An 11,483-nucleotide genomic window follows, 5' to 3' on the forward strand; every position below is an offset into this window, starting at 1 on the left:
CGGCATGCTGGGTTCCCTCGGAGTGATGGCCCTAGTGGCCGTCGGCGTAATCCGGGCCAAGTCCCGCCACTGACGGCCCGGACCGCATCAGCGCCAGCGGACCGCGACGACGCACAAGATAGCGCGTCAACCGGCCAGCCCCGGGATGTTGAGCGGATCTTGACGCAACCTTGAGTGCAGCTGCAGCACTACCTTGAAGTTGCCCCGGCAGGCTGGACGGATGCTCTCACATATCCGGGCCGGAGGCCTGACACTTTCCTGCGCCGCGCTCCTTGTTGCCGGCACCGTCTTCTCCTCCACAGCAGCCAGCGCGGCGCAGCCCGCGCCTGCCCCGGCCACCGGTGGCAGCGCCGCGCAGCCGGCCGCCACCCGGGCCGCCGGAAATCTCGGCTCCGTCTCCGTCTCCGCCTTTCCCGGCCAGGCCGCGCAGCTGCTCACCATCCCGGTTCCCGCCGGCCTGCAGCCCACCCGCGTCACCGGCAGCATCGAAGCTCCCACCCAGACCGCCGGGACCATCCGCGTCACCGCCCGGGGCCGGGTCCTGCTCGAAGCCCCCGCCGCGGCAGCCCTGGCCCTGGACGCACCGCTCACCCCGGCAGACGTCTCCGGGAATGAGGTGGTCCTGGGCCTGGAATACCTGCCCGCCGTCCGTGACGTCTGCACCGCCGCCGGCTCCGGCGCCACCCTCAGCAACGTGGCCCTCGCCACCGCAGGGACCGAAACGGCCCCCACCACGGTGGCCGGCTTCCTGGCCCCGTCCGTTCCCGCCGTGTTCATCCCGGTGCCGGCCGATCCGGCGTCGGACGTCTCCGCGGCGATCCTTTCCGCCTCCGCCGCCATGACCCACCGCTACCCCAACGCCGCCGTCACCGTGCTCCCCGCCGCAGACCTCGCAGCCGCCGCCGCCGACGCGCCCAGCGGATCCCGCATCATCACCATCACCGCCGGAACCGGTGCCGCCGGAACCACCCTGACCACGGAAGCCGGCCGCCCCGCCCTGGCCATCAGCGGCTCCGGCGAGGACCTCCGCACCGCAGCCCAGGCGCTGGCCAGCCCCCAGGCAGCCCTGGCCGACTCCGGCACCGTCACCGGCATGACCGCCGCCGCACCCGCCGCCGCCGGACCCGAACAGACCCTGGCCGATCTTGGCGCCACGGGCATCCGGCTGGCCGGCTACGGAACGCAGGAAGCCTACCTGGGGATCAGCCAGTCCCAGTTCGGCGGCCCCGTCTCCGCCTGGACCGCGCAGATCCGCGGCACCCACACCGCCATCCCCACCGGCGGCCAGGCCAGCCTGTCCGTGTACTGGAACGACTACCTGCTCAGCTCCCAGACCCTGGACGGCGACACCTTCGACATCACCGCCGCCGTGCCTGCCGGCCAGATCCAGGCCCGCAACGGCCTGCGCCTGCGCCTCACCGCGCTGCCCGCCGGCGGCGACTGCTCCGGCCCCGCCGGCCTGCTCCCCATGGAACTGACAGTGGACACCACCGGCAGCAAACTCACCGGCGAGCGGGGCCACTCCGTCAAGCCCGGCTTCGCCCGCTTCCCCCAGGTGCTGGGCGGCAGCCTTCCCGTAGCGTTCGACGGCGGCGCCTCACCACAGGAGAACACCGTCAACGCCGCGGCGCTCACCGCAGCCCTGCAGCGCGACTCCGCCACGCTCCTGGACATCAGCCTCACCGACCCCGCCGCGCTCCTCGACTCCAGCAACTCCGGGCTCCTGGTGGGCGCCACCGCCGCAACCGCGGAGAAGGCCGCCGCCCCGCTCCGCCTCGCCGAATTCCGCAGCGTGGCCGCCCGGGACATCGAATTCGGCGTCGGCACCAGCGCCCCCTACGGCGTGCTGGAGGCCTTCGAGCACAACGGCCGCAACCTGCTGCTCCTGGGCGGCTGGGCCCCCGGCGCCGCCCCGTCCGGCACACCCACCGGCACCCTCCAGGCCGGCCTGGCATCCTTTGTCCAGCAACAGGACGGCGGCTGGAGCGCCCTCTCCCGGAACCTGCTGGTCACCCAGACCACCGGCGCCCCGGTGCTGCTGGAGACCAACGCCGTCACGCCCCAAGCCGAAGTGACGGACGGGTACCGGCCACTGGCGCTGTGGATTGCCGCCGCCGCGGGCATCCTGGCGCTGACTTTCCTGGGCCGCATCCTGCTCCGCCGCCGGCACCGCCGGCAGGCAGCCGCGTTCGCCGATGCCAAGGCGGCCCAGGCCGTCGAGGCGGCAGAGCCCACCCATGGCAGCTGACCTTCTGGCGGCTGACCGCCAGGCGGAACCTGCCATCGCGGGGGAGCGGGCAGCGCGCCACCTCAGGTGGTGGGCCGCACTCGGCGAACCGGTCCGCGGCCGCCACGTCCCCGGCACCGCCGTCATCGCCGTGACCGCCGCGGCCATTGGCTTCCTGGCCTGCCTGTACACCACCGGCAACGGCAGCAACCTGGACTACTCGGACGCGCAAAGCCACCTCACCATCGCCCGCCGCGTCTTCGACAGCAAATCCCCGGGCTTCGAGCAGCTTGGCACCGTCTGGCTGCCCGTGCCGCACCTGCTGCTGATGCCCTTTGTGGTGAACCTGTGGATGTTCAGCAGCGGCTGGGGTGCCGGCCTGCTGGGCATCCTGGCTCTTGCCGCCACCGCCTCAGGCCTCTACCGGATCGCGGCCCGCCTGGGCTACGGCCGGTCCGGCCGCCTTGCTGCGGTCCTGGTGCTCCTGGCCAACCCGGCCATCCTATACACCTACACCACCGCCCTGACCGAGCCCGTGCTGCTGATGTGCCTGGTGGCCGGCATGGCCGGGCTGGCGCACTGGGCCACCAGCCGGCGCCGGATGAGCGCCGGCGAACTGGCTGTTTTCGCCGGCATCCCCTCCGGCGCCGCGGTCCTGTCCCGCTACGAAGGCTGGGCCCTGGTCCTCACCGGCACCATTTTTGTCCTGGTGGCGGAAATGCGCCGCTCCGGGCAATGGCGGGAAGCCATCACCATGGCCGCCGGCTACGCCATGGTGCCTGCCGCTGCCGTGCTCTGGTGGCTCTCCTACAACTGGGCCATCTACGGCAGCCCGCTGGAGTTTATGTTCGGCCAGTACTCCGCCTACGCCCAGCAGAAAAACATCACCGACGGCGGCCTGCTGCCCACCAAGGGCAACCTGGGCCTGACCCTGTGGACCTTCCACTGGTCCCTGCTGGAAACGATGGGGATCGCGGTCCTCGCCGCAGCTGCCTGCGGCGCCGTGGTGGTGGTGTTCCGCCGGGGCCTGGCCACCAGCACCCTGCTCATCGCCGTGACCGGAAGTGCCTACGCGTTCGCCCTGGTGAGCCTGTTCCTGGGGCAAACCGCCATCAACAACGACCACTCCCTCCCCAGCACCTGGTGGAACAACCGCTTCGCCCTCACCGCGCTTCCACTGGTGGCGGTCCTGGTGGCGGCCTTTGTGCACCAGGTGACCCGGCGCCGTCGGACGCGTCCCTGGCTTGCCGGCGCGCTCCTCCTGGCCCTCGCCCTGCAAAACGCGTGGTGGCTGCAGGACCCCACCGGCCGGCTGGCCATCCTGGCGGAAGGAAACATGTCCCACGTGTCCAACACCCACTCGTTCGCCGCCGCCCGCTGGCTGAAGGCGCATTACACCGGTGGCGGGATCCTGATGGATGAGAGCGCCCGCGGCAACGCCGTGCTGCCCACCATGGGCATCCCGCTGCACAACATCTACAACCGGGCCTCCGGGGACCACTTTGCCCCGGCCCTGGCGGACCCTGCCCGCTACGCGGAATGGGTGTTCGTCAATGTGGAAGCCGGCGCGGGGCCGCAGGATTCCGGCTTCACGGACCTGGCCTACCAGGCCATCAGCGCCGACCCCACCTTCAATTCCCGGTACTCCGTGGTGTTTTCCAGCCCCACCCACCGGATCTACGAAAGGTCCACGGACTGATGCCCCGCCACGCAGCACCTTCAGTTGACCGGCCCACTGACCTATCCGGCATGGGCCCCCAGTCCCTGGCACTGGGCCAGACCCTGCTCGAGGCGGGGCTGATCACCGCGGCCCAGCTGGACCGCGCGCTCCACCGCGCCCGCACGGAAGGCGGCCTCCTGGGCCGGCACATCATCCTGGAAACGGGCCTGAACCGGCGGCACGTGTACCAGGTCCTGGCCGAGCAGTGGGACGCACCGCTGGTGGACCTGGTGGCGCACCCGTCTGACGACGCCCTGCTGGAACAGCTGCACTTCGATGAGGTCTCCGAACCCGGCTGGCTGCCGTGGCACCTGGCGGACGGCGTCCTGACCGTGGCCACCGCCGTCAAACCCACCGAGGACATCCGGCAGGCTGCCCTGCGCATCACCGGCGCGGAGAACGTGGAGTTCCGGACCACCACGGACTGGGACATCAACCACTCCATCCAGCGGGCCTTCCGCAACCACCTGCTCTACGAATCCGCGGAGCGGCTGGCTGAGGAACAGCCCAACGACTCCGCCCGGACCGCCCTGAACCGCTGGCAGCGCTGGCTCCCGGCGGTGCTGCTGTCAGTTTTCCTGACCGGGCTGGTGCTGGCGCCGCAGCTGACGGCCATTGTGCTGCTCACGGCCGTCAACGTGGTGTTCCTGGTGAGCATCGGCTTCAAAAGCGTGGCCAGCCTCCGCCAGCCGTTCGACTACCTGCACGACCGCGCGGCCGCCAAGGCCCAGGCCCGCGAACTCCTGCAGCGGGGGCTGCCCCCGGCGGAAGCCGAGCGGATAGCCGACGGCGACCTGCCCGTCTACACCATCCTGATCCCGGTGTTCCGCGAGGCCAACATCATCGACAAGCTCCTCACCAACCTGGGGCAGCTGGACTACCCGCGCTCCAAACTGGACGTCCTGGTGCTGCTGGAGGAGGACGACACCGAGACCATCGAGGCCGCGAAACGGTCCCGGCCGCCCGAATACGTCCGGATCCTGGTGGTGCCCCGCGGCGACCCGCAGACCAAGCCGCGGGCCTGCAACTACGGGCTCACCTTCGCGCGGGGCGAGTACGTGGTGATTTACGACGCCGAGGACCGCCCCGACCCGGGGCAGTTGCGGGCCGCGATTGCCGCCTTCCGCCAGGACGCCTTCGAACGGCGCTACCTGGAAACCTCCAAGAAGCCGCTGATCTGCGTGCAGGCCGCACTGAACTACTTCAACGCGGACCAGAACGTCCTCACCCGGCTGTTCACCATCGAGTACACCCACTGGTTTGATTCCATGCTGCCCGGCCTTGACCGGTCCGGGATTCCGCTGCCGCTGGGCGGGACATCCAACCACTTCGACACCCGGCTGCTGAAGCTCGTAGGGGCCTGGGACCCGTGGAACGTCACCGAGGACGCCGACCTGGGGCTCCGCGCCGCCGTGGAAGGCTACCGGGTGGGCGTCATCAACTCCACCACCTGGGAGGAAGCCTGCTCCCAGGTTCCGGCCTGGATCAAACAACGCACCCGTTGGATCAAGGGCTACATGATCACTGCCGCCGTCAACACCCGTAACTCCATCCGCTACGTCCGGCGCACCGGGGTGCCCGGCGCCGTCGGCTTCCTGGGCCTGATCCTGGGCACACCCCTGGCTTTCCTGGCCTACCCGCTGGTCCTCGGGTTCACCATCGTCACGTACGTGGGCTACAACTTTGTGGGCCTGGTGCTGCCGCAGTGGCTGCTGTGGGGAGGAGTGGTGTCCATGCTGTTCGGCAACCTGCTGATGATCCTGGTGTCCGGCATCGCCACCTGGCGCCGGCACGGCTGGCGCATCGCCATCTTCGCCCTGCTCAACCCCGCGTACTGGGTGCTGCACGCGGTGGCCGCCTGGCGCGCCGCCTGGCAGATGCTCACCAGCCCGCACAAGTGGGAGAAGACCCCGCACGGGCTTGAAGCCGAGTACCACGACGACGGCCGGTGGGCCGCATGAGCGCCTGCCTGCCGGTCCTGGACCCGGCCTGCCTGCGCGAACTGGGTGAGGAGCTGGGCGACCCCGCCGGGGCTGCGGCCTTCCTGGACGGGTACCGCGAGCTGCTGCCGGTCCGCATGGACAGCATCAGCCACGCCGTCGCGGCGCAGGACTTCGAAGCGGCCATGGACAGGGTTTTGAGCCTGAAAGTCACCTCCACCATGGTGGGTGCCCGGCAGCTGGCCGGCCTGTCCACAGAGCTGGAACACCTGGTGCGGGCGGAGAGCTGGGCCGCGGCCGGCGTGGCCATGAACGGCCTGACCCGTGCGGTGGCGGCGCTGACCCCGGTGCTCACGTAGGGGAAGCCTGCCCTGTTCGTGGTGCCCGCGGACGCAGGAAACGGGCGGTGGGTCAGAGGGGCAAACCGGATCGCTACAGGACTAACGTCCCGGATTGCCCCTCTGGGTGGTGGGGAGGTCCTTGAGGACCCCTTCCGCCACGCTGCGGACGTGCAGGTTGCGATGGCGGGAGGCGCTGGCAAGCTTGCTGAAGGCGTCCGGGTAGGAACACCGCGTCTGGGCCATGATCACCCCGCACGCCACATCGATGGATTTCCGGGCTTCCAGGACTGCCTTGAGGTTGTCCCCGGCAGCCCGGATCCCATGGACTTCGATGGCAAGTTTGAGGCTCTGCGACGCAACGGCGGCGAACCGGTGGGCTTCCGTCACCACTTCCGGGGAGAACTGGAATCCTGCAGGGCCCAGGAGTGTCAGGGCGCAGGATGAGGTTTCGTCCAGCCGGACGGGGACGGCCAGGGATCCGCCGTACGTTCCCACCATTACGGACCCGGCAGAACCAAGCGCGTCCGCCATGGGCCCGCCGTCTTCCAACGCCGCGAGAGTTGCGGCCCGTCGGTTGTTGGCTGAGATCATGGCGGGGCGCCGGTCCCGGTTCAGTGTGGCGGCGCAGTCGATCTCGACGCCGGCCAGTCCGCTGATGGCGTGCGCCGCAGCTTCGGTGAGTTTCCGCAGGGAGTCCTGGACGGTCTCGGTCCCGGTCAGCAGGTCCAGCAGGTACGCGGCATGGGCCGCAGGCATGGTGAGGATCTCCGCCTGGGGTTCGGCATCAGCCACTACCCGCAGGGCCCGCTCTTTGACAATTGCCGGCCGAACTCCCATTTTCCTGCCCCCGATTTCACGATTTTTCAAACCACGGATGCGGCTAAACCCTCCAGCAAAACTTAGCTGCGGGCCCGGAGCCCCCACACGAGTAGTGAGTACTCGAGTTTTCTGCGGGACGCCACGGCAAGTACCCGGGCCACTACCCGGATCCTGCGGCCCGGCCACGTAAAGTGAGGTAAACCCGCAGGTCAGGAAGGTCCACCGTCGTATGTCACCTGATACACCCGACATCTCAACTCCAGGCTCAGCACCGGAGCGCCGCAGCCTGCGCGGCTTTGTCCTTCCTGTTGTCGCGTTTGTGGTGGCCGCAGGGATCGGGACGGCCAGCATTGTCTCCGGGATCAACGCCCAGGACGAGGCCGAAAAGGCTGCCGGGCCCACCCTGCCCGTGTGTGTGGCGCCGGACCGCGCCGGCCTGGTGCCGGCGTCGGGCGCTTTATTCGGGGTGAACCTGGACCTGCACAACAAACCCCTGGCCCAGTACGCCGCGGACCTGGGCCACAAGCCGGCCGTCAGCGTCTCCTTCGCCGGCTTCCCCTACACCGCCCAGGAGAAGACGGACCTGGCCCACGCCGCGGACCAGATCCGCGCGGACGGGCAGATGATGCTGCTGACCCTGGAGCCCATGAACGGGCTGGGCGGCGTCACGGATGAGGCGGTGGCGGCGCTCGCCGATGACCTGGCCGCCTTCAACGCGGACGGTGTGCCGGTTATTGTCCGCTTCGCGCACGAGATGAACGGCTCCTGGTACCCCTGGGCGCAGCAGCCCCTGGCCTACAAGGCGGCGTTCACCAGGATGGCGGACGCCGTCCATAAGGTGGCGCCGGCCTCCGCCATGATGTGGGCGCCCAACTATGCCGGCGGCTACCCGTTTGCCGGCGGCACGTTCGAGGCCAAGCCCGGGACCCCGGAATTCGACGCCCTGGATACGGACGACGACGGCGCCCTCACCATGGCGGACGATTCCTACGCCCCGTATTACCCCGGCGACGCCGCGGTGGACTGGGTGGGCATGTCCCTGTACCACTGGGGCGCCGCCTACCCGTGGGGCGAAAACGAACTGCCCGAGCCCAACAAGTTCACGGACCAGCTCAGCGGCACCTACGTGGGGGCCAATGGCGACGACAGCCTGCTCCCGGACTTCTATGCTGTGTACGGGACGGAGCACGGCAAGCCCGTGGCCATCCCGGAAACTGCTGCCCTGTACGCGCCGGCCGCCGGTGGGGCCGCGGAAATGGACATCAAAAAAGCGTGGTGGGAACAGCTGTTCAACCCCGCCCTGGCCACCGCGTACCCGCAGTTGAAGATGATCAACTGGTTCGAATGGGACAAGACCGAGGTGGAGGTCAACGGCCGGGTGGACTGGACGGTGACCAACACCCCGGCCGTCCGCGAGGCGTTCACCGCAGCGCTCCCGGATTGGCTCAGCTACGGGCCGGCCGGGTCCTGCCGCCCGGCGGACTGAGCCTGGCCTTTTCCCCTACACGGACCGGCACTACGCTGGCGCCATAGCCCGCACTCACTGGAACAGGATCATCAGGGCCGACGGAACCAAAACTGACCCCTGGACCCTGGCGACAGCCCCCGGGTCCTCGACGTACACGATGTACCGCGATCCTGACTCCGACCCGCCGGCACTGGTGTGCCAGGTGGGATCCACCACCCTGAAGTACCAGCTCCGGGCCGTGGAGGACCTGCATGCCTGGCTGATCGAGCAGGGCGACTGGGTGCAGCTGGGGACCGCAGACGAAAACAAGCCGGCAGCCGACGGCACCGTGGAGGCCTGGGGCCGCGACCCCGCCAACCCGGTGGGTGGCTGGTACGGGCTCCGCAAGGGCTACCGGGGACGCTTCGGTATGTACCTGCCGCCGCTCCTTGAAGCGCTGGGCCTGGCCGAACTGACGCACGACAAGCGGAACAACAGCGTCCGCGGCGTCGGCTGACGCGGCCCCTCCCGGCTAGCCGCCCCTTCCGGGCAGCGGCTGCCTGAGGTCCGTCTTGAAAAGTTCCCTTACGGCCCCACATGACGGACCGCGGAACCACAAAATAGCCGCAATTTGCTTCTTCTTTCCTGGGATTCATGGGTGAATCGATCATGGAACAGAAAGCTGGCGCTTCCGCGGGTGCTACACCGCCCCCTGGAGTATGGGTTGCTGTCTCAGCTGCATTGGCAGTTGTCGTCTCGATCTTCGCGGGGCTGGGTATCGAGCAGGATCTTTTACGCAGGATGGTCCGCAACGATCCTGACGGCGTCGCCTGGGCGGTAGGGCTTGTCATTGTGGGTGCCGCCCTCCCGGTGATTCTTCTCCTGGTGAAGCTATCTGGCCGCCGGGCCTGGGCAACCACGCTGACAAGCGTGGTCACCGTGTTCTCTGCGCTCCTGGTCGTCGTGGGGATGATCAACGTGCTCCGCACCGGCACGGAGAGTCTTCACTCGCGGGACATGCCCAGCTTGTCCCTGTCGGCTGTGAAATCCCCCTCAGGGGCGGTAACCGTCACCTCGGAGGCAAAAGCGCCGGCTTTGCGAAGCACCGAAAAAATGCTGCTTCGTATCTACGGCATTGGGCCGTCGGCTTCCGAAGACCTGAACGTTGATTCGCTGTGCCGCGACAGTAGGTGGCCAGACATCAGGGGATCCGCGTCCGGTTCCGGTGTCCTGCAATGGGGTGAGTCGGGTCCCGACAAAACAGGAACCGCGTCGGTTCAGGAAAGCCTTGTGGTTAACAGCAACGACTACCGCTTTGTCTGCGCTTATGCAGTTCTTTTCAACGCACCCAACGAACGGCCCTACGCTGCGTGGTCGGTCATTGATTTGAGAAGCCTCCAAGGCTCAACGCCGGCGGCAGCGGCCCCGTCATCCGAGCCAACGGCGCCGGCGCCATAAAGTCACCAACCGTGCTGCCTTGCAGCCGCGGTCTGCGGGTGGAGCCTTGGTCAGCCTTGGTCAGCAGGTGTAGGTGCCGGTGTACGGATCGCCGATCCAGGTTCCCACCATGGCGACAAGGGCATACGTGTAGGTGCCGTTACGGAGGGTAGAGCTTTTGGTCAGGGAAAGGGTGTTTCCCTGGATGTTTTGGGACGAGGAGCTGCCGTCCGGTGCTGTGACGGTGAGCTTATAGCCCGTTGCCCGGGCCACTTTGCCGTAAGCGGTGATATTGATGGTGGAACCGTAGGGCCTGGTGGTGTCGCAGGAATAGGTGCCGGAGATCGTGGCCGGAGCGGGAATGGAGTAGGTTCCGGTGGACAGCGCGGCTGATGCTGTCGAGTTGAAGGCGGCCTGGGCCACGGCGGGGGTGGCGGCCAGGAACAGGGCCACGACGACTGCCGCGAGAAGGCGCCGCAGGCGCAGTGCAGCGCGTGGGGGTCTGCTCGTCTTCATGATGATGATGCCCTTCGTTGTTTTCGTCTAAGTCCATTCTTGTTGCCTGGTTTCAACCTCCGCCGTGCAGGAGTTCAAGGTTTCCTCAATTCGAAGACGCCCGCCGGGGCGGTGCAGCGAAAAACCCGGCGGATTTTCTGGCAGGGTAAGGGCATGGGAAGTGAACTGATAAACCGTAAAGCCGTGGTGGTCGAGGACGACATGGACATCCGGTTGCTACTGGTCCGGACGCTGACCATGCAGGGTTTCGACGTGGTGGCCGCAGCCGACGGCGCCGAAGGCCTGGCCCTGATCCGCGAACACGAGCCGGACCTGGTCACCCTTGACCTGAACCTCCCCGACCTTGACGGGACGGAGGTGTGCCGGCGGCTGCGGGTCTTCTCCGACGCCTACGTGGTGATGATCACCGCCCGCGCCGATGAGATCGACGAGCTTCTGGGGCTGCAGATCGGTGCTGATGACTTTGTCACCAAGCCCTTCAGCCCGCGTTCCCTGGCGGCCCGGATAACGGCGATGTTCCGCAGGCCGCGCCCCAGCAGGATCGGTTCAGATCCCGAGCCGGCCGGCGAACCCCCTGCGGCGGAACCTGCGGATCCGAGTGCAGTCCCGGACGGCGCGGCCGTTCACGGTGTGGTCCGTCTTGATACCGAATCCCGGACAGCACAGGTGGCGGGGACGGAACTGGTGCTGACCCGCACCGAATTTGACTTGCTGGCCGCGTTCCTGGGCGCTCCCCGCCGGGTCTGGACCAAAGAGTCCCTGCTGCGGCTGGTGTGGGGCGACGAGTGGGCCACCGACGAGCACCTGGTGGAAGTCCATATCGGCAACCTCCGCCGGAAGATCCGTGACGGCGGGGCCGCAACGCAGATCATCCGAACAGTGCGCGGTGTGGGCTACGGCCTGGTGCCTGCGTCCGTTTTGTCCTAACGCGGGACGGGCCCAACCCCACCGGACTTGGTTGCCGGTGGGGGTTCCGCGCCGCTGTGCGGACCTGTTACTTGTTGGTGGCGGTGCGCTGGGTGCCGGTGAAGCTGAA

The 11,483-nt window shown here is 68.2% G+C and carries 10 protein-coding genes; 8 read left to right on the forward strand and 2 right to left on the reverse strand.

Features of this window, described 5'->3' with window-relative positions; translation table 11 throughout:
• Positions 1–220: 220 nt before the first annotated feature.
• From QRN07_RS04790 to QRN07_RS04805, 4 genes are read left to right on the forward strand one after another with little or no spacing between them, the layout of a single operon-like run.
• On the forward strand, positions 221–2,248 hold the full coding sequence (locus QRN07_RS04790) for a cellulose biosynthesis cyclic di-GMP-binding regulatory protein BcsB (RefSeq protein WP_285240475.1): 2,028 nt from the start codon (positions 221–223) through the stop codon (positions 2,246–2,248).
• Positions 2,238–3,926 carry an ArnT family glycosyltransferase gene (locus tag QRN07_RS04795; RefSeq protein ID WP_285240476.1) on the forward strand — a complete coding sequence of 563 codons (1,689 nt, stop codon included), beginning with the start codon at positions 2,238–2,240 and terminating at the stop codon, positions 3,924–3,926. The genes QRN07_RS04790 and QRN07_RS04795 overlap by 11 nt, the downstream gene beginning before the upstream one ends.
• Complete coding sequence (locus QRN07_RS04800; protein ID WP_285240477.1) at positions 3,926–5,908, forward strand: glycosyltransferase family 2 protein; 1,983 nt, start codon at positions 3,926–3,928, stop codon at positions 5,906–5,908. Before QRN07_RS04795 ends, QRN07_RS04800 begins: the two co-directional genes overlap by 1 nt.
• Positions 5,905–6,246, forward strand: a complete 342-nt coding sequence (locus QRN07_RS04805) for an Hpt domain-containing protein (RefSeq protein ID WP_285240478.1) — start codon at positions 5,905–5,907, stop codon at positions 6,244–6,246. The genes QRN07_RS04800 and QRN07_RS04805 overlap by 4 nt, the downstream gene beginning before the upstream one ends.
• A gap of 81 nt (positions 6,247–6,327) precedes the next feature.
• On the opposite strand, the gene QRN07_RS04810 is transcribed toward QRN07_RS04805, so the two are convergent.
• The gene (locus QRN07_RS04810; RefSeq protein WP_285240479.1) at positions 6,328–7,065 is read right to left on the reverse strand and encodes an ANTAR domain-containing protein; all 738 of its coding nucleotides are present in this window, start codon (positions 7,063–7,065) and stop codon (positions 6,328–6,330) included.
• A gap of 211 nt (positions 7,066–7,276) precedes the next feature.
• Here QRN07_RS04810 and QRN07_RS04815 point away from each other — a divergent pair, with 211 nt between their 5' ends.
• From QRN07_RS04815 to QRN07_RS04825, 3 genes are all read left to right on the forward strand, one after another.
• Positions 7,277–8,533: a glycoside hydrolase family 26 protein gene (locus QRN07_RS04815; protein ID WP_285240480.1), complete on the forward strand. Its 1,257-nt coding sequence runs from the start codon at positions 7,277–7,279 to the stop codon at positions 8,531–8,533.
• A gap of 70 nt (positions 8,534–8,603) precedes the next feature.
• On the forward strand, positions 8,604–9,011 hold the full coding sequence (locus QRN07_RS04820; RefSeq protein ID WP_285240494.1) for a DUF6855 family protein: 408 nt from the start codon (positions 8,604–8,606) through the stop codon (positions 9,009–9,011).
• A gap of 137 nt (positions 9,012–9,148) precedes the next feature.
• Positions 9,149–9,952: a hypothetical protein gene (locus tag QRN07_RS04825; protein WP_285240481.1), complete on the forward strand. Its 804-nt coding sequence runs from the start codon at positions 9,149–9,151 to the stop codon at positions 9,950–9,952.
• A 60-nt stretch (positions 9,953–10,012) separates the two neighbouring features.
• Here QRN07_RS04825 and QRN07_RS04830 read toward each other — a convergent pair whose 3' ends face one another.
• On the reverse strand, positions 10,013–10,447 hold the full coding sequence (locus tag QRN07_RS04830; RefSeq protein ID WP_285240482.1) for a hypothetical protein: 435 nt from the start codon (positions 10,445–10,447) through the stop codon (positions 10,013–10,015).
• A 153-nt stretch (positions 10,448–10,600) separates the two neighbouring features.
• Between QRN07_RS04830 and QRN07_RS04835 the strand changes: the two genes are divergently transcribed.
• Positions 10,601–11,374: a response regulator transcription factor gene (locus QRN07_RS04835; protein ID WP_285240483.1), complete on the forward strand. Its 774-nt coding sequence runs from the start codon at positions 10,601–10,603 to the stop codon at positions 11,372–11,374.
• Positions 11,375–11,483: the final 109 nt, after the last annotated feature.

Origin of the sequence: Pseudarthrobacter sp. MEB009 (assembly GCF_030208875.1) — a bacterium.
GTDB lineage: Bacteria > Actinomycetota > Actinomycetes > Actinomycetales > Micrococcaceae > Arthrobacter.